Origin of the sequence: Halomonas sp. MCCC 1A11062 (assembly GCF_021404355.1) — a bacterium.
Lineage (GTDB): Bacteria > Pseudomonadota > Gammaproteobacteria > Pseudomonadales > Halomonadaceae > Halomonas > Halomonas aerodenitrificans.
Genome location: NZ_JABFTW010000001.1, coordinates 64,820 through 90,688, shown reverse-complemented (window position 1 = coordinate 90,688; position 25,869 = coordinate 64,820). Strand labels below are relative to the sequence as shown.

22 protein-coding genes are annotated in these 25,869 nt (G+C 67.8%); 18 read left to right on the top strand and 4 right to left on the bottom strand.

All coding sequences use genetic code 11. From position 1 onward, the window contains the following. Positions 1-18: 18 nt before the first annotated feature. Together HOP58_RS00400 and HOP58_RS00395 are read right to left on the bottom strand one after the other, a co-directional pair. Positions 19-858 carry an IclR family transcriptional regulator C-terminal domain-containing protein gene (locus HOP58_RS00400; RefSeq protein ID WP_010626141.1) on the bottom strand — a complete coding sequence of 280 codons (840 nt, stop codon included), beginning with the start codon at positions 856-858 and terminating at the stop codon, positions 19-21. A 116-nt stretch (positions 859-974) separates the two neighbouring features. Further along, a complete protein-coding gene (locus HOP58_RS00395; RefSeq protein WP_234259149.1) occupies positions 975-1,766 on the bottom strand; it encodes an enoyl-CoA hydratase in 792 nt (263 codons plus the stop codon). 119 nt (positions 1,767-1,885) lie between these two features. On the opposite strand from HOP58_RS00395, the gene HOP58_RS00390 reads away from it, so the two are divergent. Then, positions 1,886-3,127 (top strand): amino acid deaminase, encoded by a 1,242-nt coding sequence (locus HOP58_RS00390; protein WP_234259148.1) that lies wholly within the window; start codon positions 1,886-1,888, stop codon positions 3,125-3,127. A 6-nt stretch (positions 3,128-3,133) separates the two neighbouring features. Here HOP58_RS00390 and HOP58_RS00385 read toward each other — a convergent pair whose 3' ends face one another. Then, positions 3,134-4,033, bottom strand: coding sequence for a DMT family transporter (locus HOP58_RS00385; RefSeq protein ID WP_234259146.1), 900 nt, complete (start codon positions 4,031-4,033; stop codon positions 3,134-3,136). A gap of 193 nt (positions 4,034-4,226) precedes the next feature. Between HOP58_RS00385 and HOP58_RS00380 the strand changes: the two genes are divergently transcribed. After that, positions 4,227-4,589 carry a hypothetical protein gene (locus HOP58_RS00380; protein ID WP_234253330.1) on the top strand — a complete coding sequence of 121 codons (363 nt, stop codon included), beginning with the start codon at positions 4,227-4,229 and terminating at the stop codon, positions 4,587-4,589. Positions 4,590-4,639: 50 nt separating this feature from the next. Here HOP58_RS00380 and serA read toward each other — a convergent pair whose 3' ends face one another. Beyond that, positions 4,640-5,890 (bottom strand): phosphoglycerate dehydrogenase, encoded by a 1,251-nt coding sequence (gene serA / locus HOP58_RS00375; RefSeq protein WP_234259144.1) that lies wholly within the window; start codon positions 5,888-5,890, stop codon positions 4,640-4,642. A gap of 266 nt (positions 5,891-6,156) precedes the next feature. Between serA and HOP58_RS00370 the strand changes: the two genes are divergently transcribed. The 16 genes from HOP58_RS00370 to tssA all read left to right on the top strand — a co-directional run bounded on the left by HOP58_RS00370 (position 6,157) and on the right by tssA (position 25,780). Then, a complete protein-coding gene (locus tag HOP58_RS00370; RefSeq protein WP_234259437.1) occupies positions 6,157-6,450 on the top strand; it encodes an exodeoxyribonuclease VII small subunit in 294 nt (97 codons plus the stop codon). Further along, complete coding sequence (gene ispA, locus HOP58_RS00365) at positions 6,440-7,324, top strand: (2E,6E)-farnesyl diphosphate synthase (RefSeq protein WP_234259142.1); 885 nt, start codon at positions 6,440-6,442, stop codon at positions 7,322-7,324. The genes HOP58_RS00370 and ispA overlap by 11 nt, the downstream gene beginning before the upstream one ends. 38 nt (positions 7,325-7,362) lie before the next feature. Then, positions 7,363-9,285, top strand: coding sequence for a 1-deoxy-D-xylulose-5-phosphate synthase (dxs, locus tag HOP58_RS00360; protein WP_234259140.1), 1,923 nt, complete (start codon positions 7,363-7,365; stop codon positions 9,283-9,285). Between the two features lie 512 nt (positions 9,286-9,797). Further along, positions 9,798-10,307, top strand: coding sequence for a type VI secretion system contractile sheath small subunit (tssB, locus tag HOP58_RS00355; RefSeq protein WP_010626151.1), 510 nt, complete (start codon positions 9,798-9,800; stop codon positions 10,305-10,307). A gap of 84 nt (positions 10,308-10,391) precedes the next feature. Beyond that, on the top strand, positions 10,392-11,873 hold the full coding sequence (tssC, locus tag HOP58_RS00350; RefSeq protein WP_234253325.1) for a type VI secretion system contractile sheath large subunit: 1,482 nt from the start codon (positions 10,392-10,394) through the stop codon (positions 11,871-11,873). Positions 11,874-11,888: 15 nt separating this feature from the next. Continuing rightward, positions 11,889-12,320: a type VI secretion system baseplate subunit TssE gene (gene tssE / locus HOP58_RS00345; protein ID WP_234253324.1), complete on the top strand. Its 432-nt coding sequence runs from the start codon at positions 11,889-11,891 to the stop codon at positions 12,318-12,320. A gap of 41 nt (positions 12,321-12,361) precedes the next feature. Next, positions 12,362-14,125, top strand: coding sequence for a type VI secretion system baseplate subunit TssF (tssF, locus tag HOP58_RS00340; RefSeq protein ID WP_234259138.1), 1,764 nt, complete (start codon positions 12,362-12,364; stop codon positions 14,123-14,125). Next, positions 14,089-15,108, top strand: a complete 1,020-nt coding sequence (tssG, locus tag HOP58_RS00335; protein ID WP_010626155.1) for a type VI secretion system baseplate subunit TssG — start codon at positions 14,089-14,091, stop codon at positions 15,106-15,108. Before tssF ends, tssG begins: the two co-directional genes overlap by 37 nt. Positions 15,109-15,112: 4 nt before the next feature. Further along, positions 15,113-16,498, top strand: a complete 1,386-nt coding sequence (tagH, locus tag HOP58_RS00330) for a type VI secretion system-associated FHA domain protein TagH (protein ID WP_234259137.1) — start codon at positions 15,113-15,115, stop codon at positions 16,496-16,498. Positions 16,499-16,524: 26 nt separating this feature from the next. Then, positions 16,525-17,079 (top strand): type VI secretion system lipoprotein TssJ, encoded by a 555-nt coding sequence (gene tssJ / locus HOP58_RS00325; RefSeq protein ID WP_234259135.1) that lies wholly within the window; start codon positions 16,525-16,527, stop codon positions 17,077-17,079. Further along, a complete protein-coding gene (gene tssK / locus HOP58_RS00320; RefSeq protein ID WP_010626159.1) occupies positions 17,079-18,413 on the top strand; it encodes a type VI secretion system baseplate subunit TssK in 1,335 nt (444 codons plus the stop codon). Before tssJ ends, tssK begins: the two co-directional genes overlap by 1 nt. A gap of 3 nt (positions 18,414-18,416) precedes the next feature. After that, positions 18,417-19,262 (top strand): type IVB secretion system protein IcmH/DotU, encoded by an 846-nt coding sequence (icmH, locus tag HOP58_RS00315; protein ID WP_234259133.1) that lies wholly within the window; start codon positions 18,417-18,419, stop codon positions 19,260-19,262. Positions 19,263-19,270: 8 nt separating this feature from the next. After that, on the top strand, positions 19,271-22,069 hold the full coding sequence (gene tssH, locus HOP58_RS00310; protein WP_234259130.1) for a type VI secretion system ATPase TssH: 2,799 nt from the start codon (positions 19,271-19,273) through the stop codon (positions 22,067-22,069). A gap of 3 nt (positions 22,070-22,072) precedes the next feature. After that, positions 22,073-23,692: a sigma-54 dependent transcriptional regulator gene (locus HOP58_RS00305; RefSeq protein WP_234259128.1), complete on the top strand. Its 1,620-nt coding sequence runs from the start codon at positions 22,073-22,075 to the stop codon at positions 23,690-23,692. Continuing rightward, positions 23,689-24,342, top strand: coding sequence for a type VI secretion system-associated protein VasI (gene vasI / locus HOP58_RS00300; RefSeq protein ID WP_234259127.1), 654 nt, complete (start codon positions 23,689-23,691; stop codon positions 24,340-24,342). The genes HOP58_RS00305 and vasI overlap by 4 nt, the downstream gene beginning before the upstream one ends. A 7-nt stretch (positions 24,343-24,349) precedes the next feature. Next, on the top strand, positions 24,350-25,780 hold the full coding sequence (tssA, locus tag HOP58_RS00295) for a type VI secretion system protein TssA (protein ID WP_234259125.1): 1,431 nt from the start codon (positions 24,350-24,352) through the stop codon (positions 25,778-25,780). The last annotated feature ends 89 nt before the right edge of the window (positions 25,781-25,869 follow it).

Here is a 25,869-nt window from a genome sequence, read left to right as displayed (position 1 = left end):
CCGCTGGGCGGGCCGGTTTCACGCTTTCACCGCCGCTTCGGTGGGCACGCGCCCGCCCAGGCGGGCGGTGATTTCGGCGGCGGTTTCGCGCACCAGCTCACCCAGCTCCAGCAGCCGCGACTCGGGAATGCGAGCCACCGGGCCCGATACCGAGATCGCCGCCAGCGGCGTGCCGTGCTCATCGTGCAGGCACGCGGCCACGCAGTGCAGGCCGATGGCATGCTCCTCACGGTCGCAGGCAAAGCCTTGACGACGTACTTCGGCCAGGTTGGCGCGCAGCGACTCCGGGGTATGCAGAGTATTCTCGGTGACTCGCGTCAGGCCACGTTCGGCCAGCACCCGCTCGAACTCGTCGTCAGGCAGCCAGGCCATCAGCGCCTTGCCGACCCCCGAAGCGTGCAGCGGCGCGCGGGAGCCGAGCCGGGTGATCATGCGCATCATCTGCGGCGACTCGCTCTGGGCCAGGAACACTGCCGTGGCGCCGTCGCGGATGCCCAGGTTGGCGGTTTCGCCGGTCTCGGCGGTCAGCCGACGCAGGAAAGGCCGGCTGGCGGCGACGAAGTCGCGCGCTTCGAGAAAGCTGTTGCCGATGCGGAAGGTCTTGACGTCGACCTTCCACACGCCGAGCGCGGCGTCCTGGGTGATGAAGCCCTGCCCCTGCAGTGCCTGCAGCAGGCGGTGCGTGGTGGAGGGGGCCAGGTCGACCATCTCCGCCAGCTCCGAGAGCGCCAGGCCGCCCGGCGTGGCCGCCAGGCGCTCGAGCAGATTGAGGCCGCGCACCAGCGACTGACTATGACCGCTGGCGCTCTTGCCAGGGCCGGGCGGACGCCCCGCCGTTCTGCGTTTGACTTCACTCACCTGCGTATATCCTCTGCGTTGATCTGGGCCGCAAGGCCTGCAACAGGATACCCGCTCGGTGCTAGCTTGTCTCGATTGCGGAAATGGCTTCCACTCTTCTTTCGCAGGGGGGCGCTTCAGCGATGTCGCCACTGGGGCTCCCGCTTGGCGATAAAGGCATCGATGCCCTCTGCCACGTCCTCGGCCATCATGTTGCAGGCCATGGTCTCGCCGGCCAGGGCGTAGGCTTCGCGTAGCGGCATCTGCAGCTGTCGCTGGAACAGCGCCTTGCCGGTGCGCAGGGCCACGGCGCTCTTGGCGCACAGACTGGCGGTGAGCTGGTCGAGCACCTCGTCCAGCGCCTCGTCGTCGGCCACGCGATTGATCAGCCCCCAGTCGAACGCCTGCTCGGCATCGATGAACTCGCCGGTGAACAGCATCTCTATGGCGCGCTTGCGACCGATGTTGCGCGAGAGCGCCACCGCGGGGGTCGAGCAGAACAGCCCGACGTTGATGCCCGACACCGCGAAACGCGCCGATCTGGCCGCTACGGCCAGATCGCAGCTGGCCACCAACTGGCAGCCGGCGGCGGTGGCCAGGCCCTGTACCCGGGCGATTACCGGTACCGGCAGCTCGACGATGCGCTGCATCACCTCGCCGCACTGGGCGAACAGCGCCTGGTAATAAGCCTTGTCGGGGGTGGCGCGCATCTCCTTGAGGTCGTGCCCGGCGCAGAAGGCGCGCCCCTCGGCGGCGATGACCACGCAGCGCACCGAGTCATCATTGGCCAGGCGGGAAAGCTCGCCGCCCAGGGCCTTGAGCAGAGCCTCGGACAGCGCATTGAACTGGTGCGGACGGTTCAGCGTCAGGGTGGCGACACCGCGGTGGTCGCGACGAATTACCGGGCGCTCGTCGACGGTAGTAGTCATTGTCGTATCCTGTAGCAACGTGCCCTGCACCAGACTAGCCTGACACGTGCACATTTCGATACCTCTACGACCAAAGAGGATGTGCCGCGCTTCCTGTGTCCACCCAGCGAGAGTGAAGCATGAACCACACGTTTTCCGACCTCGAGACCCAGCACAAGGGCATGCCGGAAGTCGGGACCAGCCTGCTGTCGGGCGTCAGCCTACCCGCGGCGGTGATCCACGAGCCGGCGCTGGCCCACAACCTGGCCTGGATGCAGCGTTTTTGCGAAGACCACGGCGCGCGGCTGGCCCCGCACGGCAAGACCACCATGTGCCCCGAGCTGTTTCAGCGTCAGCTTGCCGCCGGTGCCTGGGGCATCACCCTGGCTACCGCACCACAGTGTCGGGCGGCCTTCCGTCATGGCGTCAACCGTCTGCTGATGGCCAACCAGCTCGTCGGCGAAGCCAACATGGCCATCGTCGCCGAGCTCATCGAGGCGGGAGCCGACTTCTACTGTGTGGTCGACAGCGTCGCGAACGCCGACCAGCTGGCGCGCTACTTCACCGCCCGCGGCCTGCGCCTCCAGGTGTTGATCGAGCTGGGCGTGCCGGGAGGGCGCTGCGGCTGCCGCGATACCGACGAGGTGATGGCGCTCGCCGAGCGTATCGACAGCGAGCAGGCGCTGGTGCTCTGCGGGCTCGAAGGCTACGAGGGGGTGGTGCACGGCAACGACCCCGAGCGTGCCGTGCGCGCCTATGCCTGGCAACTGGTGGAAGCGGCCCAGGCGCTGGACAAGGACGCCCTGATCGAGAGCCCCCGGCCGCTGATCACCGCGTCCGGCTCGGCCTGGTATGACATGATCGCCGAAGTGTTCCGCGAGGCGCATCTGGGCAAGCAGTTCGTGCCGGTGCTGCGCCCTGGCTGCTACGTGGTGCACGACCACGGCATCTATCGTCAGGCCCAGCATGACATCCTCGGACGCCGGCCGGAGCTCGAGCGCGGGCTCAAGCCAGCGCTCGAAGTATTCGCCCAGGTGCTGTCGCTGCCGGAGCCGGGGTTGGCCATCGTCGGCATGGGCAAGCGCGATATCGGTCACGACCAGCTGCCCGAACCGTTGCGCCGCTATCGTGAAGGCGACGAGCGACCGGGGCGCACGCTTTCGGTGGCGGGGTGGCGCGTGACCAAGCTGATGGATCAGCACGCCTTCGTGCAACTGCCTCACGACGAAGATGAGCCCGAAGTGGGCAATGGCAGGGTGCGGGTGGGCGACATCGTCGCCTTCGGCGCGTCACATCCCTGTCTCACCTTCGACAAGTGGCGGCGGGTTTGCCGCGTCGATGAGAGGCTGGAAGTGGTCGAGGTGATGCAGACCTGCTTCTAGCCGCGCTCAGGAGGGCGTGGCCTCACGCTCGGCCTTCAGCCGGGCCAACCTGTCGCCGAACAGGTAGGCGCCGAGCGCCACCAGGATCAGTACCGCTCCCGCCAGCATGGAGGACGATGGCTGCTCCTGATTGAGCGTCATGCCCAGGCCCAGAGCCAGTACCGGGGTGATCAAGGTGACGAGCGCCACGCTGGCGGCCGAGAGCCGCGACAGGATCAGAAAGTAGCAGAGGAAGCCCAGCAGCGAGCCGAACAGCGCCAGATAGAGCACAGACCACAGGCCGCGTGTGCTGAGCGGTATCGCCATGGGCTCGCCGCTGACCAGCCACAGGATGAAGAAACACGGCAGGCTCAGGGCCAGGGCGCCCAGGGTTTGCTCCAGTGGGCCGAGCCCGGCCGCTACCCGCTGCACGGCGATGCCGCTGCCGCAGAACAGGGTCACGGCAAGGACCATCATCAGCAGGGCCGGCAGCTGGTCGCTGCCCAACACCAGGCTGTCGGCGAAAACCACGCCCAGCCCCGCCAGGCCGAGGGTGCAGCCGAACCAGTGCCAGCGACGCAGCTTCACGGCACCGGGCAGTAGCTGCAGGATCAGCCCCGAGATCAGCGGCGCCATGCCAAAAATCACCGACATCATGCCGGAGGGTAGCGTCATCGAGGCGTGATAGCTCAGGGCCATGGCCCCGAATACTCCGGGAACCGCTGCCGCGTAGCTTGTCATGGCGCGCCGGTCCCTGCGTAGTCCGCTGCGCAGGACCACCAGCACCAGCAACCCCGCCAGAAAGGCGATCGCCATGCGCAACAGCACGCTGCCTACGGGCGCCCCCGCCTCGGCGCTCCACTTGATGGCCAGTGGCGTGGTGGCCCACACCAGCACTACGATCAGGTAGGCGGCGCTAGTCGGCATGCACTTTTCCTTGTGAAGGCGGCAATATACGTTTTGAAAAGAAATGATTAGCACAGCAAGGGGCTGCGCGTCTAACCACAAGGGCTGCGCATCTAACCAAGTGTTCGACCTCGCATAACCTGGGTTAGGCATTCTAGCGGCGAGGTTCTGATATGTTCCAAACGGGGCGCGAACATCTGTCATTGGAGGATGAATGAGCGACGAACTGAGCGAGTTCGAGCGGAGCATCAAGCGCGAGATAGATGCCTTCATGAAGCCCGGCCACGAGCCGTCGCCGGTGCGCGACCTGCTGGGCGACAAGAAGGACGAGCAAAAGAGTCGTGCCAAGAAGGGCAAGCAGAAGAGTGCCGGGGCGGCCGGGATGTCTGCCCAGTCCTACAAGACCGGCCACCTGGTCCGGCTTGCAGTGAGAACACGCAAGCTGGAAGCCGATACCGTCTTCGAGCACCGTTCCACCAGCATTTCCAAGCTCGAAGCCCAGTTGGAAGCCGAGAAGGCGGCAAAGCAGGCCGGCTACCCGATCATCGGCTACGTCATCGACATTCAGAGCCTTTAACGCAGACCGCCGCGCTAGGCGCGGCGGTCTAGTGGCGGTGAGCCGCTTGCTCACTCCTCGAAGTTGGTCTCGGAGTAGAGCACCCGTACACGCAGGGTGTGATCGACCTTGCGCAACGCCTCGAGCGCCTGCTCGCCGTAGGCCTTGTCCACGTCGATGACCACGTAGCCGACCTTGTCGTTGGTCTGCAGGTACTGCCCGGAGATGTTGATGCCGCTCTCGGAGAGCACCCGGTTGATCTCGGAGAGCACGCCCGGCACGTTGTCGTGGATGTGCAGCACGCGATGCTTGTCCGGGTGGGCCGGCAGTGCCACCTCGGGAAAGTTCACCGAGGTCACGGTGGTGCCGTTGTCGGAGTAGGTGATCAGCTTCTCGGAAACCTCGATGCCGATGTTCTCCTGGGCTTCCAGCGTCGAGCCGCCGACGTGGGGCGTGAGGATCACGTTGGGGATGCCGCGCAGCGGGCTGACGAACTCTTCGTCGTTGCCCTTGGGCTCCACCGGGAAGACGTCGATGGCGGCGCCATAGAGACGGCCGGCCTGGAGTGCCTCGGCCAGGTCCTCGATCACCACCACACTGCCGCGGGAGGCATTGATCAAGATGCCGCTGGGTTTCATCAGCGCCAGCTGTTCCTTGCCGATCATCCACTTGGTGGAGGGCAGCTCGGGTACGTGCAGGCTGACCACGTCGGCACGTGCCAGCAGCTCCTCGAGGCTGGCCACCTGGCTGGCGTTACCCATGCCGAGCTTGGTCACCACGTCGTAGAAGATGACGTTTAAGCCGAGCGACTCGGCCAGCACCGAGAGTTGGGCGCCGATATTGCCGTAGCCGACGATGCCCAGGGTCTTGCCGCGGGCCTCGTGGGAGTTCTTGGCGCTCTTCAACCAGCCGCCCTGGTGGGCGCGGAGGTTTCTCTCGGGGATGCCGCGCAGCAGCATGATCGCCTCGGCCAGCACCAGCTCCGCCACCGAGCGGGTGTTGGAGTAGGGAGCGTTGAATACCGGGATGCCACGTATCAGGGCGGCATTCAGGTCGACCTGATTGGTGCCGATGCAGAAGCAGCCCACGGCATTGAGCTTCTCGGCGGCGGCGAACACGCGCTCGGTGAGCTGAGTGCGTGAGCGAATGCCGAGGAAATGCGCGTCGCGCACCTTCTCTACCAGCGCCGCCTCGTCGAGCGAGGTGGGCAGATGCTCGATGTTGGTGTAACCGGCATTCAGAAAATTGTCCACCGCGCTCTGGTGGACGCCCTCGAGCAGCAGGATCTTGATCTTGCTCTTGTCCAGGGACGTTTTGGCCATGGTCGAATCAACCCCTTCGTGGTACGCCGCGTGCTGTGCTGGAAGACCGGAGGGTGCCGAAACGGCGTGGTGCCATCCGGTGTTCAGGCTGGGAACAGGGCGCTCATGTTAACACAACCGATACGCGTCAAGATGAAAATGCTGCGTCGCGAAGATGAGCGCGCTGCACGTGACTCGGCGCGGGCAGACGACCCCTGGGGCAGTGCGTATAGGGCTGTGCGTGTATACTGTGCCTCCTGAAAACAGCGGTGACCAATAGGGGTGTCATGGCCGAGCGTGACAAGCAAGCGATGGGCGAGACGGTGGGCGATGAAGCCGAGGTCGATTTCGCCGCTGCCGTGGAGCGACTGGAGCAATTGGTGGAGCAGCTGGAGTCGGGCGAGCTGACGCTGGAGGGCTCGCTTGCCGCCTTCGAGCAGGGCGTACGCCTGACCCGCAATGCCCAGCGTCGTCTCGACGAGGCCGAGCTGCGCGTGCGCACCCTGGTCGAGGGTCCCGACGGCGGCATCGACTTCGAACCCTTCGCCGGCCCGAGCGCGGAGGACGACAGTGAGCACTGACTCTCTTTCCGCCACCCTGGCGGTCGACCGCGCTCGGGTCGATGCCTTCCTGGCGCGCGCCTTCGAGCAGCGCCAGCCGCCGGCTCCGCGCCTGGAAGCCGCCATGCGCCATGCGCTGCTGGTGGGCGGCAAGCGCCTGCGCCCACTGCTGGTCTATCTGGCCGGACGCTCGCTCGGGGCCAGCGACGAGGCGCTCGATGCGCCTGCCGCTGCCGTCGAGCTAATCCATGCCTACTCGCTGGTGCATGACGACCTGCCGGCCATGGACGACGACGACCTGCGCCGGGGGCAGCCCACGGTGCACCGTGCCTTCGACGAGGCCACGGCGATACTCGCCGGCGATGCGCTGCAGAGCCTGGCCTTCGAAGTGCTCGCCCGTGCTGCGCATCCGCGCCTGCCGGCACTGATCTTCACGCTGGCCGTCGCCGCCGGTCGCGACGGCATGGTGGGAGGGCAGGCATTGGACCTGGCGGCCGTTGGCGGCCACCCTGACGTCGAGGCACTCGCCACCATGCATGCCCACAAGACCGGCGCGCTGATCTGCGCCGCGGTACGCATGGGGGCGTTGACGGCCGTACCCGAACAGGATCCTCGTGTGGCGGCGCTGGATCGCTACGCCGAGGCGCTCGGTCTGGCCTTTCAGATACACGACGACGTTCTCGACGTCATCGGCGACACCCAGACCCTGGGCAAGGCATCGGGTGCCGATGCCGCCCGCGACAAGCCGACCTATCCGGCCCTGCTGGGATTGGAAGGCGCTCGTCGCCGGGCCCAAGAGCTGACCGACGAAGCGCTGGCGGCGCTGGCGCCGCTGGGCGAGGCGGGCGACCCGCTGGCCCAACTGGCCCGCTACATGATCGAGCGCGACCACTAGCCGCCATACGGCATGACAGCCAGGACGACCGAATCGCAATGAAGCTCTACGACGTAATACCTGTCGAGCGCCCGGTAACCCCGCTGCTCGATTCGCTGAACACCCCGGCGGCTCTGCGCGCCATGAGCAGCGCCCAACTGCTGCAGGTGGCCGACGAACTGCGCGCTTACCTGCTCTACAGCGTGGGCCGCAGTGGCGGTCACTTCGGCGCCGGCCTGGGAGTGGTGGAGCTCACCGTGGCGCTGCACCATGCCCTGGAGACGCCCCACGACCGCCTGGTGTGGGACGTCGGCCATCAGGCCTATCCGCACAAGATCCTCACCGGCCGGCGCGAGACCATGCCGACCATCCGGCAGTACGGCGGCCTGGCGGCGTTTCCGCGGCGCGCCGAATCGCCCTACGACACCTTCGGCGTAGGCCACTCCAGTACCTCGATCTCGGCGGCGCTGGGCATGGCCCTGGCCGCTGCCACCCGCGGCGACAAGCGTCGCGTCTGTGCGGTGATCGGCGACGGTGCGCTGACCGCCGGCATGGCCTTCGAGGCGCTGGCCCACGCCGGTCACCTCGATGCCAACCTGCTGGTGGTGCTCAACGACAACGAGATGTCGATCTCCGAGAACGTCGGCGGCATTGCCAGCTACCTGGCCGGCATTCTCTCCAGCAAGCCCTACCTCGCCATCCGCGAAGAGGGCAAGCGGGTGCTGTCGCACCTGCCGGGAGCGCTGGAGCTGGCGCGGCGCACCGAGGAGCACATGAAGGGCATGGTCAGCCCTGCCACGCTGTTCGAGGAGATGGGTTTCAACTACATCGGCCCCCTCGACGGCCACGACCTGCCCACCCTGATCCAGACCCTGCGCAACATCCGTGACCTGGACGGCCCGCAGTTCCTGCACGTGAAGACCCGCAAGGGACGTGGTTTCCTGCCCGCCGAGGCCGACCCCATCGGCTATCACGCCATCACGAAGTTGGAAAAGAACGAGCTGGAGAAGAATGGCGATGCGCCCAGCAGTGCGCCGGTGGTGCCCGCAAGAAAAAAACCCAAGTACTGCAATGTCTTCGGCGAGTGGCTGTGCGACATGGCGGCGGTCGACAAGCGCCTGATCGGCATCACCCCGGCGATGCGCGAGGGGTCCGATCTGATCCGCTTCTCGAAGGAGTATCCCGACCGTTACTACGACGTGGCCATCGCCGAGCAGCATGCGGTGACGCTGGCCGCCGGCATGGCCTGTGAAGGGGCGAAGCCGGTGGTGGCGATCTACTCCACCTTCCTGCAGCGCGGCTACGATCAGCTGATCCACGACGTGGCGGTGCAGGAGCTCGACGTCACCTTCGCCATCGACCGCGCCGGCCTGGTGGGCGAAGACGGCCCCACCCACCACGGCAGCATGGATCTCTCCTACCTGCGCTGCGTGCCCGGCATGGTGATCCTGACGCCGGCCGACGAGGCCGAGTGCCGCGCCATGCTCAGCGCCGCCTACCATCACCCGGGACCCGCCGCGGTACGCTACCCCCGCGGCAGCGGGCCGGGCGTGGCGATACCCTCGAACCTCGAGCCGCTGGCGATCGGCAAGGCCGAGCTGCGCCGCGAGAGCGGCGCCGAGCCCGGCAAGCGGGTCGCCCTGCTCGCCTTCGGCAGCCTCAACGGCCCGGCGGCCGAGGTGGCCGCATCCCTCGATGCCACGCACCTCAACATGCGCTCGGTGAAGCCGCTCGATCGCGAGGCGATTCTGGCCGCCGCCGCCGACCACGAGCTGCTGGTCACCCTGGAGGAGAATGTGGTAGCCGGCGGCGCCGGCAGCGGCGTGAACGAGTTGCTTGCCGCCGAGGGCGTGCAGGTGGCGCTGCTCAACCTGGGCCTGCCCGACACCTTCGTCGAGCACGGCAAGCCCGCCGAACTGCTGACCGAGTGTGGCCTCGATGCTGCCGGTATCGAAGCGGCGATTCGCGCACGTCTGGGTTGAGGTCTTTGCCGCGGGGAAGGGAATCGGCCGGGCGCATGCCCGGCCGATTCGTTTGAGGGGTACTGGTTCTTCTCGTACTGCCAGCGTCATTCATCGTACTTCGAGGTGAAGCGAATGACGTATCAATTTGCCCTATATTTCTTATATTCGTGTAAGCGATCACCTACAAGCTTTGTAGTTCATTCGCTCATCCGCTTGTCAGCAATGGCCTGCGTTCAGCAACGACCCGCGTCGCCGCGGGGGTTGTGGCGGATTGCGTGTAAGCCGAAACGACACTCTGTGTCTCAATTGTAACCGTCACTCGGCCGATCGGGCCGTTTGGCACATGCCGCAAGCCTGATTACTCTCTCGCCTCACGAGCAAGGGCGATAACGCTTCTCACCTGAATGCTGACCGCATCTGCCTGACTGAGAGTGGGCTGATGCGGACAGGGCGTGGTGCGTTGTCGACGCAGCTGTAGCGACTCAGCTGTTGCGATTCCAAACAAGGCGGTCCATCAGGGAGCTTCTCCAATGGCGAAGGAAGGAACCGTTGCGCCTAAAGAGCGCATCAACATCAAGTACGTGCCGGCTACCGGCGATCAGCAGGCGGAAACCGAACTGCCGCTCAAGCTGCTGGTGGTAGGCGACTTCAAGGGTGGTGCCGAGGCCACGCCGATCGAGGCGCGGGAAAAGCTCTCGGTGGACAAGAACAACTTCAAGTCGGTAATGCGCGAAGCCGGTCTCAGCTTGACCGCCAGCGTGCCCAATCGCCTCGAGGAGGGCGAGGACGCCGGCGACCTGCCGGTCAACCTCGAATTCAAGTCGCTCGAGGACTTCACTCCCGACAGCGTGGCACGCCAGGTGCCCGAGCTGCGCAAGCTGGTCGAGCTGCGCGAGGCGCTGGTGGCGCTCAAGGGCCCGCTGGGCAACGTCCCTGCGTTCCGTGACCAGCTGCAGAAGCTGATGGAGAGCGACGAAGCGCGCACGCAGCTGCTCGCCGAACTCGAGCTGCTGGACACTCGCGACGACGCCAAGAGCTGAGGCTCCCGCGTCACAGAGGCATTCCGGGAGCGCGCCCACAGCGCATGAAGTTCCCGGCCAGGCAAAAGATTCGAGGCACGTACAATGAGCGAAATGGCACAGACGCAGGGGCAGGCCGCTGAGGCCAAAGCCGAGGGCTCCCTTCTCGATCAGGTGATGGCGCAGACCCGCCTGGCGCCGTCCGAGGACGGTTACGACATCGCCAAGCAGGGCGTGGCCGCCTTCATTGCCGAGCTGCTGCGCAGCGACGACGCGGCGCCGCAGGTCAACAAGGCGGTGGTGGACCGCATGATCGTCGAGCTCGACCGCAAGATCGGCAGTCAGGTCGACGAGATCCTGCACGACCGCGGCTTCCAGCAGATCGAATCGGCCTGGCGCGGGCTCAAGCTGCTGGTCGACCGCACCGACTTCCGCCAGAACATCAAGCTCGACCTGCTGCATGCCACCAAGGAAGAGCTGCTGGAGGACTTCGAGTTCGCGCCGGAGCTCAGCCAGAGCGGGCTCTACCAGCACGTCTACGCGACCGAGTACGGTCAGTTCGGCGGCGAGCCGGTGGGTGCCATCATCGGCAACTACGACTTCTCGCCCTCGACCCCCGACATCAAGCTGCTGCAGTTCACCGCCGCAGTGGGCGCCATGGCTCACGCGCCGTTCCTCTCCTCGGTGGCGCCGAGCTTCTTCGGCATCGACAGCTTCCAGGAGCTGCCTAACATCAAGGACTTCAAGGCGATCTTCGAAGGGCCCAAGTACGCCCGCTGGCGCAGCCTGCGCGAGTCCGAGGACGCCCGCTACCTGGGCCTGACCGCGCCGCGCTTCCTGCTGCGCATGCCCTACGACCCGGTGGAGAACCCGGTCAAGACCTTCCACTACCGCGAGACGGTCAGCGAGAGCCACGAAGATTACCTTTGGGGCAATACAGCCTACCTGCTCGCCGAGCGCCTCACCGACAGCTTCGCCAAGTACCGCTGGTGCCCCAACATCATTGGCCCGCAGAGCGGCGGCGCAGTGGAGAACCTGCCGGTGCACACCTACGAGGCGCTGGGCCAGTTGCAGGCCAAGATCCCCACCGAGGTGCTGGTCACCGACCGCCGTGAGTTCGAGATGGCCGAAGAGGGCTTCATCTCGCTGACCATGCGCAAGGGCAGCGACAACGCCGCCTTCTTCTCGGCCAACTCGGTGCAGAAGCCCAAGGTCTTCCCCAACACCCCCGAGGGCAAGGCCGCCGAGACCAACTACAAGCTCGGCACCCAGCTGCCCTACATGTTCATCATCAACCGCCTGGCTCACTACATCAAAGTGCTGCAGCGCGAGCAGATCGGCTCCTGGAAGGAGCGTCAGGATCTCGAGCGCGAGCTCAACGTGTGGATTCGCCAGTACGTTGCCGACCAGGAAAATCCCCCGGCCGAGGTGCGCAGCCGTCGTCCGCTGCGGGCCGCCTCGATCCAGGTCTCCGACGTCGAAGGCGATCCGGGCTGGTACCAGGTTTCCATGTCCGTGCGTCCGCACTTCAAGTACATGGGCGCCAACTTCGAGCTGTCGCTGGTGGGTCGTCTGGACAAGGAGTAAGGGGAGGGCGCGGCCATGACGATTCACCGTGGTGGCGTGCTCGGCAACCGGCTGTTCGAGCGGTTGGCGGCTCCCGAGCGACCGGAAGCCGGCGGCGCCGAGGCGAGCCTTGCCGAGATCGTCGAGTCCATCAAGCGCCATCTGGTCGATCTGCTCAACAGCCACCCGGGGCACAGCGAATGTGCCCCGGAGCTGGGGCTTCTCGACTTCAACGACGCGACCATCGGCGTGCTCGATCTGGAACGCAACATCCAGCGTGCCATTCGCCAGTGCATCGAGCGGTTCGAGCCGCGTGTGCGGCAGGTGGAAGTGGAGTCGCTGCCGCGTGGCAGCGACCCCTTGCAGCTGCGCTTCCAGGTGCACGCCACGGTGGATCTCGGGCGCGACCAGGGCCAGGCCACCATCGATCTGCTGCTCAACGACAAACGCTACCAGTGCCTGAACTGAGTACCCAAGCCGATTAGCCCCAGCCAGGAAGCGAGGCGTGCATGCTCAATCGTTATTACCGGGACGAGCTCGACTACCTGAAGCTGCAGGGGCGGGAGTTCGCCGAGGCCAACCCCGGCCTCAGCCGCTTCCTCTCCGAGCGCAGCACGGACCCGGACGTCGAGCGCCTGCTGGAAGGCTTCGCCTTTCTTACTGGACGCATGCGCGAGAAGGTCGAGGACGAGTTCCCCGAGCTGACCCACTCGCTGATCTCCATGCTGTGGCCCAACTATCTGCGCCCGGTGCCGAGCATGACGATCATGCAGTTCACGCCCAACAAGGGTGCCTTGAGCGGACGCCAGGAGGTGGCCGCCGGCACCACGCTGGCGGCGCGCCCCATCGACGGCACCGCCTGTCGCTTCCGTATCTGCCACGACGTGGCGCTCTATCCGCTGATGCATGCCGGCGTGGAGGCGCGCCACTCCCGTGAGTCCTCCATCGTCGAACTGGCTCTCGACGTGGACGGCGACCAGTCGCTGGATGCGCTGGGCATCGACAACCTGCGCCTGCATCTGGGCGGCGGCGGCTATACCGCACGCACGCTCTATCTGTGGCTGGGCCACTATCTGTCGCGCCTGGAGTTGGAGATCGATGGCGCCGTGGTTCCACTGCCTCGCGACATGCTCTCTCCGGTGGGCTTCGAGCGCGAGCACGCGCTGCTGCCCTATCCGCGCAACGTGCACCAGGGCTATCGCATCCTGCAGGAGTACCTGTGCTTTCCCGAGGCCTTCCACTTCGTCGATCTGGTGGGGCTGGGTCGGCTGCTGCCGGCGCGCCAGGCCTCGCTCATCGTGCTGCGCTTCGTCTTCTCACGCACGCTGCCGGCGGACGCCAAGGTGCGCGACGAGCATCTGGCGCTGTTCTGCGCCCCGGCCATCAACCTGTTCAGTCACGACGCCGACCCCATCGACCTCAACGGCGAGCGCAGCGAGTACCGCATTCGCCCCAGCAGCCGCGCGGCGGAGCACTACGAGGTGTTCAGCGTCGACGCGGTACAGGGTTGGCTGGAGGGCGATAGCGGCAAGATGCGCGGCGAGCCGCGTCAGTACGTGCCGTTCGAGAGCTTCCAGCATCAGATCGAACGTGACCGCGGCCGCGAGGCGCGCTATTTCCGCGTGCGGGTACGCGACAGCCTGCGCGGCGACGGCTTCGACCACGACATCGCCTTCGTGCGCGGCGACGAGCAGGCCTGCGTCGGCATGCGCGAGACCATCTCGCTGCGCCTGACCTGCAGCAACCGTACCCTGCCCGAGCGCCTGGCGGTGGGCGACATCATCGCTTCCACCGATACCAGTCCGGTGTTCGCCGCCTATCGCAACATCACCCGGCCCACCCCGGCGCTGCGCCCGACCCTGGACGGCAGCCTGCTGTGGACGCTGATCTCCAACCTATCGCTCAACTACCTGTCGCTGCTCGAGCGCGATGCGCTGTGCTCGGTGCTGCGGGCCTACGACTTCCGTGCCCTGGTCGACCGCCAGGCCGAGCGGGTGTCGCAGAAGCGTCTGGCCGGTGTGCTGAACATCGAGACCCGCTCCATCGACCGGCTCAAGCGTGGCCTGCCGGTACGCGGCCTGCGCTCGGTCATGACCTTGGACCAGGAAGCCTTCGGCGACGAGGGCAGCCTCTATCTGTTCGGCAGCGTGCTGGCACGATTCTTCTCGCTCTACGCCAGCATCAACTCGTTCCACGAACTCCACGTCGTCAATCGTCACAACCAGGAACGTTACGCATGGACCTTACAGTCGGGCCAACAACCCCTGATCTAGCGCCGCTGGCCCTGATCGAGGGAGCCCGGCGCTACGATTTCTACCAGCTCGTCGAGCTGCTGCATCGTCACCATGACGACGATCTCGAGCGCGTGGCCGACGTGCATCCCGGTCGCGAGCGGGTGCGCTTCAGCGCCTCGGCGTCGCTTGGCTTCCCCGGCAGCGACGTGGTGGCACTGGAACCGCGCCCGAGCGGCGAATACGCGCTGGAAGTCAGCTTCTTCGGCCTGCAGGGGGCCCAGTCGCCGCTGCCCGGCTACTACCTGGAATCGCTAGCCCATGAGGCGGCCCATCACGAAGGGGTCGCCCGCGACTTTCTAGACTTCTTCAACCACCGCCTGCTGACCCTGGTGCATCGCAGCTGGCGCAAGTACCGCCACTACGTGCGCTACCAGGATGGCGCCAGCGACGGCTTCTCCGCCGCGGTGTTCGCCCTGGTGGGGCTGGCCGACGAGGAGCTGCGCGGCGAGGCGCCGATCAACTGGGGCAAGATGCTGGCCTATGCCGGCCTGTTGGCGGGGCGCTCGCGCTCGCCCGAGGTGGTCGAGAGCGTGGTCGGTCACTGCTTCGACCTCGACGACGTGAGCGTCGAGCAGTGGGTGCACCGCTGGGTCGAGATTCCCGAGGACCAGCGCAGCCGCACCGGCCTCGGCGCCATGACCCTGGGCGAGGACATGGTGGCCGGCGAGCGGGTCGCCGACGTGGGCGGCAAGTTCGCCCTGTGCCTGCAGGGGCTCAGCCTGGCCCGCTTCCGCGACTTCCTGCCCGACGGCTGCGAGCATGCGCCGCTCAAGACCCTGGTCAGCTTCGTACTGCGCGAGCCGCTGGCCTACGACCTCGAACTGGAACTGCTGGAGAGCGCGGTGCAGCCCATGCGTCTTGGCGACCATGGCTGCTGTCAGCTCGGCTGGACCACTTTCGTCAATCCCCAAGCCGGTGCCGCCTCGGGGCGGCGCCGGGTGCGCATTCAGATGACAGGGTAACGCGATGACGTATCTTTCCCGGCCCCAGGTCGCCGCCAGCGCCGTCACCTTGGTGGTGCTCAACAGCGAACGGCTGGAGGGGCGTTCCACCAGCAGCCATGTATTTCCGGCCTCGGGGGGAACCCTGGGCAGCGCCGAGAGCGACGACTGGCTGCTGCAGGACCATGCCGGGCGAATCCGCCCCGCCCATGCCGAGATCCGCAGGGCCGACGGCCAGTTCTGCCTGATCGACCGCAGCGGTCACACCTTCATCAATCAGGCCACGCTGCCGCTGGGCCGCGAGCGCCGGGTCGCCCTGCGCGATGGCGACGAGCTGGGGATCGGCGAATACCGGGTGCGCGTGCATCTGGGCGACCGCCAGGCCGGCCTGCCCGGCGCCCAGCCGCTTGCCGCGCTGGTCGACGACGAACAGGAGGTGCTGGCGGAGCAGGGCGTGGTGCCGTACCGGGCCGCGCACTCGGCCGCCTTTCCGCCGCCGCGCCGCGACGACCCGCTGGAGGCCCTGGGCGAGGCCACGCCGGGCGCCAGCCAGCGCGATCCGCTCACTGCCCTGGCCCACGAGCATGACGCGGCGCAAGGCGATGACGATGCGCTGCTCGGCGTACTGGCCGAGCAGCGGCATGGCGACACGGGACAGCACGGCTCTCTGGAGTGGCGCGCAGCGACGCCGACCAATCGACGATACGAGGAAGATACCAACATGAACCGGGAAATGGACGAAGGCCTGCTGAACGATCTGGAACGCTCGGTGGGTGAGCAGCTCGAGGAGCGCTGGCAGGACAGCGTACCCGCCGGCGCCGGCTCCACCGGCAGCGATCCGCTGCTGCGCGCACTCGGCGCCGAGCTGCGCTTTGCCGACAGCGAAGAGCAGCTCAACTTCCTGGCCGAGGCCGGCCAGACCCTGCGCGCCGCCATCGAAGGCCTGCAGGCGCTGCACCGCGCCCAGGACGACAGCCGCTATCCGCTGCGCGACCGCCGCCTGCAGCCGATCGAGGACAACCCGCTGCGCCTGGGCCAGCCCTACCGCGAAACGGTAGAGACGATGTTCTCCGCCCGCCGCAGCCCGGTGCACCTCTCGGCGCCGGCGGCCGTCACCGAGTGCCTGACCCATCAGGGGCAGCATCAGGCGGCGGTGGAGGAGGCCATCGGCGAGGCGCTGCAGGCGATCCTCGATGCCTTCGCCCCCGATGCCCTGCTCAAGCGCTTCCACGCCTATCGCGGTGCCGGCAACCGTCTCGACGACGAGGGCAGCTGGGCCTGGGAGATGTATCGCCATTACTACCAGGAGCTCAACTCCGGCCGTCAGCAGGGCTTCGCCAAGCTGTTCTGGGAGGTGTTCGAGCAGGCCTACGACCAATCGGTGCGACGTCAGCAGCGCGAAGCCAAGTGAACACAACAAGACGGGACGCAGGAAACATGAGTACAAGACTTTTGCGCGCAAGCAAGGCCTCGGGGCGCTCCTTGACGTGGCTGGCGGTGCTGCTGCTGGCGCTGGTTCTCAGCGGCTGTACCACCATCGGCAAGACCTGGCAGGTGATCCGTGATCCCTCGGTCCCGGTGGGCCACCCCGAAGACCGCCCGACCCGGGTCGACCTGGCCATGCTCGCCGAGCCCGACGTCAATCCCAACTTCGAGGGCGAGGGTACGCCGCTGCGTTTCCAGATCCTGCAGCTCAAGGACGACTCCATGCTGATGGCGGCCGACCACCAGCAGCTGCTCAACGACCTGGAAGGCGCCCTGGGCACCAACTATCTCTCGCATGACGACTTCACCCTGCTGCCGGGGCAGTGGAAGTTCTACGAGCCGTTCGACATCGACGAAGAGACCCGCTACATCGGGCTGATCGCCTTCTACAACAACCCCGACCAGACCGAATGGAAGAAGGTGGTCCGGGTCGCCTCGCTCAGTGAGGACTACCACCTGCTGGTGCACCTGCGCGCCGACGAGGCCGAGCTGAGGAAGGAAGACTGATGGCCAGCCGCAACCGAGTGGTATGGAGCGAAGGGCTGTTCATCAAGCCGCAGCACTTCCAGCAGCAGCAGCGTAGCCTCGAGGGCCTGCTCGAGACGCGCCTGCGCGGCATCAGCCACGCCCTGTACGGCTTCCAGACCCTGGAGCTCAACGCCGAGTACCTGAGCTTCGGGCGCATCGCCATCAGCCGTGCCAGCGGCGTGATGCCCGACGGTACGGCCTTCCTGCTGCCCGAAGACGACATCGAGCCGCAGCCGCTGGAGATCGACGACGCCGGTATCGCCAACCAGCTCGTCTACCTCTGCCTGCCGCTGGCCACCGATGCGGTGGGCGAGGTGCGCTGGCCCGACGACGACCTGCCGACCCGCTATCGCCTGGCCCAGCGCAGCGTGCGCGACCTGCACTCCCGCGACGGCGACACCGCCATTCTCGATGTCGCCCGGGTCGCGCCCAGGCTGCTGCTCGAGCGCGACGACCGCAGCGCCTACACCTGCCTGGCGGTGGCGCGCATCCACGAGCGGCGCCCCGACGGCAGCCTGGTGCTCGACGAGCAGTTCATCCCTACGCTGCTCAACGTGCAGGCGGCGCCGGTGCTGCAGCGCTTCGTCGGCGAGATGGCCGGGCTGATGCGTGAGCGCGCGCGCAATATCGCCCATCGCCTCGCTTCGCCGCACCAGGCCGGCGTGGCCGACGTCTCCGACTTCATGCTGCTGCAGCTGCTCAACCGCGCCCAGCCGCGCTTCCAGCACCTGGCGCGCCTGGGTCATCTGCACCCGGAGCGGCTGTTCGCCACCATGCTGGAAACCGCCAGTGAACTGGTGACCTTCACCGACGAGTCGCGGCTGCCGCCGGAGTATCCGGCCTACGACCACGACCACCCCGAGCGGGCCTTCCGCATGCTGATGCAGAGCCTGCGACAGGCGCTCTCCACCGTGCTCGAGCCGCGCGCGCTGGCGATCCAGTTGCAGTCGCGCCGCTACGGCCTGCTGGTGGCACCGCTGGCCGATCCGGCCCTGCTCGAAAGTGCCGATTTCATCCTCGCGGTGCGTGCCGACATGCCCCACGAGCGGCTGCGCAAGCTGTTCCTGCAGCAGACCAAGGTGGCCAGCGTGGAGCGCATCCGCGACCTCATCAGCCTGCAGCTGCCTGGCGTACCGCTGGAGCCGCTGCCGGTGGCCCCGCGCGAACTGCCCTACCACGCCGGCTACAGCTACTTCCGTCTCGACCGGCAGAGCCAGGCCTGGAGCATGCTCGACGGTGCCAGCGGTTTCGCCTTCCACGTGGCGGGCGAATTCCCCGGGCTCGAAATGCAGTTCTGGGCGATCAGGAGCTAAGCCATGCAAGAACTTGCCACCACGCGATACGAACCCGAGGCTGGCGCCGTGGCGCGCTATGCCCCCACCCGCCATGAGGACCGCATCGACGAGCGCGGGCTGGAGCGGCTTATCCACAGCCATGCCGAACAGCTCGACGCCGACGAGGAGTACTGGTTCCGCCTGCGCGGCTACAACCTCAACCCGCTGGCCGACGCCGCCAGTTCGCTGCTGGGCATGGTGCTGCGGGTGCGCCAGCTCGACGGCGTGGGCGATCTCGACCGGCTCTACCGTCAGGTGGTCGACGAGATCGCCGCCATCGAGGTGGAGCTCACCGAGCAGGGCTACGACCGGCCCACGCTGCTGGCCTTCCGCTACGTGCTCTGCTCGTTCATCGACGAGGCGGTGATGGGCACGCCCTGGGGGCACCAGAGCAGCTGGGCCGAGCACTCGCTGCTGACGCGTTTCCACAATGAGACCTGGGGCGGCGAGAAGGTCTTCTCGATCCTCGCCCGGCTGCAGCAGGAGCCGCAGCGCTACCGCGACATGCTGGAGTTCATCTACCTCTGCCTGTGTCTCGGCTTCGAGGGACGCTACAAGGTCATGGACCACGGCCGCGAGGAGTACGAGCACATCGTGCGCACCCTCGGCGACCAGTTGGCGTCCCTCAGCGACACCCCCGAGGACAGCCTGACCCGGCCGCTCGACAACGTCATGCCGGGACGTCACCACCGCGGTCGCGGCATGCCGGTGTGGAGCGTGTTTGCGCTGTTCGCCGTCGCCATGGTTGGCGCCTACCTGGGCTTCGCCTGGACGCTCGATCAGCAAGCGGCCCAGGTCGGTACCCTTCTCGATCAGATTTACCGTTAGGAGATCCCATGCTCAGGGTAGAGCTTCCCGCGCTCATCGGCCGTCTCAACGCCGTTTCCCGTCAAGGCCTGGAGCAGGCCGCGGTGCTGTGCGCCGAGCAGCAGGCCCCCGAGGTCACCGCCGGCCATCTGCTGCTGGCGCTGATCGATCAGCCGCTGTGCGACCTGCGCTGCCTGCTCGAAGGGCAGGGCGTCGACCTTCATGAGCTGCGCGCACGGCTGGCCGAGGAGACCCGCCCGCCGCGGGATCTGGCCGTCACCACGCCGAGCTTCTCGCCGCTGCTGGTCGAGCTGCTGCAGGACGCCTGGCTGCTGGCCACGACCGAATTCAGCTATGACAGCCTGCGCAGCGGCCTGATCTTCACCGCCCTGCTGCACAACACCGGGCGCTATGTGGGACCGCGCAGCGCCGCGCTGCTGGCCGAGATCAATCGTGAGGGACTGCGTCGCGGCTTCGAGCGGCTGGCCGCCGACTCCGCCGAAGCGCCCCGCGCCGAGTCCGGCGACGCCGGGCGGCGTCCGGCCCAGGCCGCTCAGGGCGACAGCGCCCTGGCACGCTTCGCCACCTCGCTCACCGAGCAGGCCCGGCGCGGCGAGCTCGACCCGGTGCTGTGCCGCGATCCGGAAATCGACCAGATGCTCGACATCCTCGGTCGTCGGCGCAAGAACAACCCCATCGTCATCGGCGATGCCGGGGTGGGCAAGAGCGCCGTGGTGGAGGGTCTCGCCGCGCGCATCGTCGAGGGTCGCGTACCCTCGGCGCTGGCCGATGTCGAGCTGATGAGTCTCGACCTCGGTGCGCTGCAGGCCGGTGCCGCGGTCAAGGGCGAGTTCGAGAAGCGCCTCAAGGCGGTGATCGAGGAGGTCAAGTCCTCGCCGCGGCCGATCCTGTTGTTCATCGACGAGGCCCACACCCTGATCGGCGCCGGCAATCAGGAGGGCGGTGGCGACGCTGCCAACCTGCTCAAGCCGGCCCTGGCCCGCGGCGAACTGCGCACCATCGCCGCCACCACCTGGCGCGAGTACAAGAAGTACTTCGAGAAGGACCCGGCGCTCTCCCGGCGCTTCCAGCCGGTGGCCCTGGCCGAGCCCAGCGTCGACCAGGCGCTGATGATCCTGCGCGGCCTGCGCGACACCTACGAGAACGCCCACGGCGTACTGGTCGGCGACAGCGGCCTGCGCGCCGCCGCCGAGCTTTCGGCGCGCTACCTGGCCGGCCGCCAGCTGCCCGACAAGGCCATCGACGTGCTCGACACCGCCTGTGCGCGGCTCTCCCAGGCGCTGGATACGCCGCCGCGTCGGCTCAGCCACCTCAAGAGCGAGCACATTTCGGCCCAGCGCGAGCGCGAGCAGCTCGACCGCGAACGCCTGCTGGGGCGCAGCCCCGATCCGGCCCGCGAGGCCGAACTCGACGCCCGCCTGGCACGCCTGGAGGAGGAAGTCGAGCGGCTCGAGGCGGCCTGGATCGACCAGCGCGAGTGCGTCGACGCTATCATCGCGCTGCATCGTCAGCTGCTCGAAGCGGGCAAAGAAGACGCTGACGCCGAGCCTGCGGCTGCCGAGGCCGAGGTGGCCAGCGACGGCGTGACGGCAGCGGATGCCGTCGCCGCGAGCCCTGCTGATAGTCTTGCAGAAGGTCTTGAAGCAGGACTTGAAGAAGGCCTTGAAGCGGGTGTCGCCGAGAGCCCTGAAGAGAGCGCCGGCGAGGCTGCCGATGGGGGCGCCGTCGCAGAAGAAGATCCGCACGAAGCTCTGGCCCGCCACGAGGCGCGTCTGGCCGAGCTGCAGCAGGAGTTCGCCCTGGTCAACGCCAGCGTCGAGGAGGCACAGATCGCCCAGGTCATCGGCGACTGGACCGGGGTGCCGGTGGAGCGCATGACCAGCGATGAGCTGACCCGTCTCACCGAGCTGCCCGAGCACCTCGGCCGGCTGGTGCAGGGCCAGGACGTGGCCATCGAGCGCGTGCATCGTCACCTGCTCACCGCCCGCGCCGACCTGCGCCGTCCCGGCCGCCCACTGGGTGCCTTCCTGCTGGTCGGCCCCAGCGGCGTGGGCAAGACCGAGACCGTGGTGCAGATCGCCGAGCGTCTCTACGGCGGTCGCCAGTTCCTCACCACCATCAACATGTCCGAGTACCAGGAGAAGCACACCGTGTCGCGGCTGATCGGCTCGCCGCCGGGCTACGTGGGCTTCGGCGAGGGCGGTCTGCTGACCGAGGCGATCCGTCAGCGGCCCTACTCGGTGGTGCTGCTCGACGAGGTCGAGAAGGCTCACCCGGACGTGCTCAACCTGTTCTACCAGGCCTTCGACAAAGGCGAGCTGGCCGATGGGGAAGGGCGCCTGATCGACTGCAAGAACGTGGTGTTCTTCCTCACCTCGAACCTCGGCTACGAGGCCATCGTCGCCCACGCCGACGAGCCCGCGGCGCTGGACGACGCGCTCTACCCGGTGCTGGCGGGCTTCTTCAAGCCGGCGCTGCTGGCGCGCATGGAAGTGGTGCCCTACTTCCCGCTGGGCGCCGACACCCTGCGCGACATCGTGGCGGCCAAGCTCGACACCCTGGCCGAGCGTATCCGCTCGCGCCATCGCCAGGCCGAAGTAGTGCTCGACGAGGCCCTGCGCGACGCCATCTGCGTGCGCGCCACCCGCAGCGAGAACGGCGCACGCATGCTCGAGTCGGTGATCGACGGCGAGCTGCTGCCGCCGGTGTCGCGGGCGCTGCTCGACCGCATGGCGCGGCGCGAGCCGGTGACCCGGGTGGCCTTGGGCGTCGACGAGGCGGGCGCCTTTACCGCGGAGGTGGTGTAAGCGATGACGGCGAAGGCGATCGACATGCGCTGGTGCGAAGGCGACCTGCCGACGGGGCCCGGCCTCGACGGCATGGCGCGCGCGCTGGCGCTGGTCGAAAGCGCCTCGCCCGCCGAGCTGCGCGCCTGCGCCAGCGGCATTCTCCAGGCCAGCCACCAGCTGGCCTGGGTCAGCTGTCTCTACCTCGACGGCAGCGGACGCTGGCTGGGTGCCGACGGTCTGGGTGGCGATGGTAGTGACGTGCGCTTCGACTGCGACGACTTCCGTCACCCCTATGCCTATGCCATTCGTCAGGGCAAGCCGCTGCGCCTTGGCCTGCTGGAGGCGCGTTCGCGGCTCGACCACGCCGACTTCCAGGCTCAGGTGGCAGCGCTTTCCGGTGGGCTGCAGCTGGTGGTGCGTCCGCTGCGGGCGCTGGACGGCAAGCGTGAGTGGCTCGGTGCCCTGGCCATGGCCGGTGAAGCGGCTACCCTCGCCCGGCTCGAGGCGGACGGCGAGTTCGCTGCCTTCGAGGCGCTGCTGTGCCGACTGTGGGCGGGGCTGACCCGCCACCAGGGCGAGCGTCAGCGTGAGGCGAGCCTGCGTCAGTCGCTGGCCCAGCTCAGCGACGGCGCCCGGCGCCAGGCCCTGGCCGAGCGGCTGGCCGCGGATCTGCTGGGTGGCTCGCCGGCCATGCAGGCGCTGCGCAGCCAGGTGGTACGGGCGGCGGAAACCAACCTGGCGGTGCTGCTGCAGGGTGAGACCGGCACCGGCAAGGATCGCGTGGCTCGTGCCATTCATCGGCTCTCGGGACGGCGCGAAGGCGCCTTCATGGCGATCAACTGCGCGGCGATTCCCGAATCGCTGCTGGAGTCGGAACTGTTCGGTCACGCCAAGGGCGCCTTCTCAGGGGCCGACCGGGCCCGCGAAGGGCTGATCAGCCAGGCCGACGGTGGCACCCTGTTCCTCGACGAGATCGGCGACATGCCGCTGCCGCTGCAGGCCAAGCTGCTGCGGGTGCTGGAGAGTGGCTGCTACCGGCCGCTGGGCTCGAGCGAGGAGCGTCGCGCCGACCTGCGCCTGGTGGCGGCCACCCACCAGCCGCTGCGCGAACGGATTCGCGACCAGCACTTCCGCGCCGATCTCTACTACCGGCTGGGGCAGTTCCCGCTGACCCTGCCGCCGCTGCGCGAACGCAGCGAGGACATCGCCGAGCTGGCCGAAGCCTTCGTCGCCGATTTCTGTACCCGCGAGGGGCGCGGCGAGATGGGCATCACCCCGGCCGCGCTGCGCCAGCTGCGCGAGCGTGACTACCCGGGCAACGTGCGCGAGCTGAAGAACCTGATCGACTACGCCTGCGCCATGACCCGCCCCGGCGAGGATGTCGCCCCCGAGGCGCTGCCAGCCCAGGCCGATGGCGAGGCGCAGGCCGATGACGATGGCAGCGCCTCAACAGCGCCCGTCAAGGCGAATGCCGAAAGCGTGAAGGATCTGCGTCGCGCCTTGCGCGACTACGAAGCGGAGCTGATTCGCCAGCGCCTGCTGCTGTTCGATGGCAACCGCGCCCTGGCGGCCGAGAGCCTCGGCCTGCCCAAGCGCACCCTGGCACACAAGTGCCGACTGCTGGAACTGGATGCCAAATGAGTTCGACCTCTGTTTTCCGCCGCGCGCCGTGGCTGGCGCTGGCCGTGAGCCTGATCGTTGCCGCCGACGCCTGGGGCGACACCGCCGAGGCCGTGGTGGCCCAGGCCCGCGAGTGCGCGGCCGAGTCCTCGCGCCTGGAGCGGCTGGGCTGTTATGACGCCCTGTTCCTGACCTTCGACGAAGAGACGATGAGCGAAGAGCTGCGCCCCGCCCTGTGGCACGCGATCAACGCCCAGGAGGCCGAGCGCGAAGGCGACGATATGGGCCTGCTGGTGCGCGAGGAGGGTGAGGACGTGCGCATCAGCGCGCCGGCGTTGGGCAGCGTGCCGCCGCGGCCGCAGCTGGTGATCGCCTGCGAGAAGACCATCACCCGCTTCCAGCTCCACCTGCCTCAGGCGTTGGACGCGCCCCGGGTGCAGGTGCGCCTACGGGCCGGTGGACGCGAGCTGGAGCAGGTATGGCAGGCCCGCGACGGCGGCTACGTGGTCAGTGGCGGCCGGGGGCTGCCGGCCATCGCCACGCTGCAGCAGCTGCTGGACGCCGACGAGCTGGTACTGGGCAGCGATCAGGCCACCCTCGACGGCCTGCGCTTCGAGACCGCCGGGCTGCGCCAGGCGATTCAGCCGCTGCGCGACGCCTGTCGCTGGTGAGGTAGAGATGCGAATCGTCAACGAGACACAGTTGGAAGGCCTGCTGGCCGCGCTCCCCCCGGAGGGCGTGGGCAGGTCCGTGGTCGACAGCGCCGACTATGCCTGGCTCGACGAGGAGATGATGAAGATCGGCTCGCTGCAGCACGGCGGTGTCGATTGGGAGGGCGCCGAGACCCGCGCCGTGCGGCTGCTGAGCGAAACCGGCAAGGACCTCAAGGTGCTGGGCCACCTGCTGCACTGCCTGCAGCGCGGCGGCGACGGCGTGCGCTTCGCCCTCTCGCTGCGGCTGTTCGCCGGCAGTCTCGAAGGCTGGTGGAACCAGGCCTACCCCTACGGCGGCGTGCAGGGCGAACGGCTGCGGCCACGGCTGTTCCTCCAGTTCGCCCAGCGTGCGCTGACGCTGGCGGAAACCCTCGACTTCGACAACGCCGCCGACGAGCACCAGGCCTGCGAGGGTGCCCTGGAGGCCCTGCTGGCGGCGGCCCGGGGGCTCGAACTGCCCGATGAGCCGCTGGTGGACCTGCAGCGCCTGCTGCGTCAGGCCCGCCCCAGCCAGGCCGCGGCGTCCACCGCCGCGCCGTCGCGGGAAGAGGCTTCACCAAGTACCGCGCCGAGCGGTACCTCGGCGCCCACGGCCAAGCTGCCTGAGATGCGTCTGGAAGCGGGCAACGAGCGTGGCAACCGGCAGGCGCTGCTGAAGATGGCCGACTTCCTCAACGAGCAGAGCCCGAGCGACCCGCTCGGCTATCGGTTGCGGCGTCACGCCATCTGGCATGCCATCCAGGCGCTGCCGGCCACCCGCGACGGCGTCCGCTCCGAGCTGGCGCCACCCGCCGCCGACCGGGTGGCGGAGTATCGCGAGGCGCTCTCTCGCGGCGCCGACGCCGAGCTGTGGAAGCGCATCGAGAACAGTCTGGCGGTGAGCCCCTACTGGCTGGAGGGGCACCGTCTCAGCGCGAGCGCCGCCGAGCGGCTCGGCCATCCGCGTTGCGCCGCGGCCATTCGCGATGAGGCGGGTCGCTTCGTCGAGCGTCTGCCCGGCATCGAGGCGCTGACCTTCAACGACGGCAGCGCCTTCGTCGACGCGGAGACCCGCCAGTGGCTGGAGGCCGCCGCGGGCGGTAGCGCCGGGGGCGGACAGCAAGGCGGCGGCGATCCGTGGCAGGAGGGGCTCGCCGAGGCGCGCGAAAAGCTCGATGCAGAGGGCCTCGAAGCGGCACTGACGGGGCTCGACCGCGGCCTGGCCGAGGCCCGCTCGCCGCGCGAGGTCGCCTATTGGCGGCTGGCCAGCGCCGACCTGCTGCGCGATGCCGGTCTGGCGGCGCTGGCCGCCCAGCACTATCGCGCGGTGCACGCCTCGCTGGCGGGCCTGGGCTTGGAACAGTGGGAGCCGGCGCTGCTCGAGCGACTCGAGCGGGCGTTGGGGAAGGGCGCATGAACTGGCACATGAACACGATTCGAACACGAGCTGATCGGCACCCCGAGACGACCGACAGCAGCATCACCACCGACAACATCATCATCGAC

What these genes read in the sequence shown, in the direction of transcription:
- tagH (WP_234259137.1), top strand. Translation starts at nt 15,113, where the DNA reads ATGACGTATCTTTCCCGGCCCCAGGTCGCCGCCAGCGCCGTCACCTTG.
- serA (WP_234259144.1), bottom strand. Translation starts at nt 5,890, where the DNA reads ATGGCCAAAACGTCCCTGGACAAGAGCAAGATCAAGATCCTGCTGCTC.
- tssB (WP_010626151.1), top strand. Translation starts at nt 9,798, where the DNA reads ATGGCGAAGGAAGGAACCGTTGCGCCTAAAGAGCGCATCAACATCAAG.
- tssF (WP_234259138.1), top strand. Translation starts at nt 12,362, where the DNA reads ATGCTCAATCGTTATTACCGGGACGAGCTCGACTACCTGAAGCTGCAG.
- tssK (WP_010626159.1), top strand. Translation starts at nt 17,079, where the DNA reads ATGGCCAGCCGCAACCGAGTGGTATGGAGCGAAGGGCTGTTCATCAAG.
- tssE (WP_234253324.1), top strand. Translation starts at nt 11,889, where the DNA reads ATGACGATTCACCGTGGTGGCGTGCTCGGCAACCGGCTGTTCGAGCGG.
- HOP58_RS00390 (WP_234259148.1), top strand. Translation starts at nt 1,886, where the DNA reads ATGAACCACACGTTTTCCGACCTCGAGACCCAGCACAAGGGCATGCCG.
- HOP58_RS00385 (WP_234259146.1), bottom strand. Translation starts at nt 4,033, where the DNA reads ATGCCGACTAGCGCCGCCTACCTGATCGTAGTGCTGGTGTGGGCCACC.
- HOP58_RS00305 (WP_234259128.1), top strand. Translation starts at nt 22,073, where the DNA reads ATGACGGCGAAGGCGATCGACATGCGCTGGTGCGAAGGCGACCTGCCG.
- tssC (WP_234253325.1), top strand. Translation starts at nt 10,392, where the DNA reads ATGAGCGAAATGGCACAGACGCAGGGGCAGGCCGCTGAGGCCAAAGCC.
- tssH (WP_234259130.1), top strand. Translation starts at nt 19,271, where the DNA reads ATGCTCAGGGTAGAGCTTCCCGCGCTCATCGGCCGTCTCAACGCCGTT.
- HOP58_RS00370 (WP_234259437.1), top strand. Translation starts at nt 6,157, where the DNA reads ATGGCCGAGCGTGACAAGCAAGCGATGGGCGAGACGGTGGGCGATGAA.
- HOP58_RS00380 (WP_234253330.1), top strand. Translation starts at nt 4,227, where the DNA reads ATGAGCGACGAACTGAGCGAGTTCGAGCGGAGCATCAAGCGCGAGATA.
- tssA (WP_234259125.1), top strand. Translation starts at nt 24,350, where the DNA reads ATGCGAATCGTCAACGAGACACAGTTGGAAGGCCTGCTGGCCGCGCTC.
- icmH (WP_234259133.1), top strand. Translation starts at nt 18,417, where the DNA reads ATGCAAGAACTTGCCACCACGCGATACGAACCCGAGGCTGGCGCCGTG.
- vasI (WP_234259127.1), top strand. Translation starts at nt 23,689, where the DNA reads ATGAGTTCGACCTCTGTTTTCCGCCGCGCGCCGTGGCTGGCGCTGGCC.
- tssJ (WP_234259135.1), top strand. Translation starts at nt 16,525, where the DNA reads ATGAGTACAAGACTTTTGCGCGCAAGCAAGGCCTCGGGGCGCTCCTTG.
- dxs (WP_234259140.1), top strand. Translation starts at nt 7,363, where the DNA reads ATGAAGCTCTACGACGTAATACCTGTCGAGCGCCCGGTAACCCCGCTG.
- HOP58_RS00395 (WP_234259149.1), bottom strand. Translation starts at nt 1,766, where the DNA reads ATGACTACTACCGTCGACGAGCGCCCGGTAATTCGTCGCGACCACCGC.
- tssG (WP_010626155.1), top strand. Translation starts at nt 14,089, where the DNA reads ATGGACCTTACAGTCGGGCCAACAACCCCTGATCTAGCGCCGCTGGCC.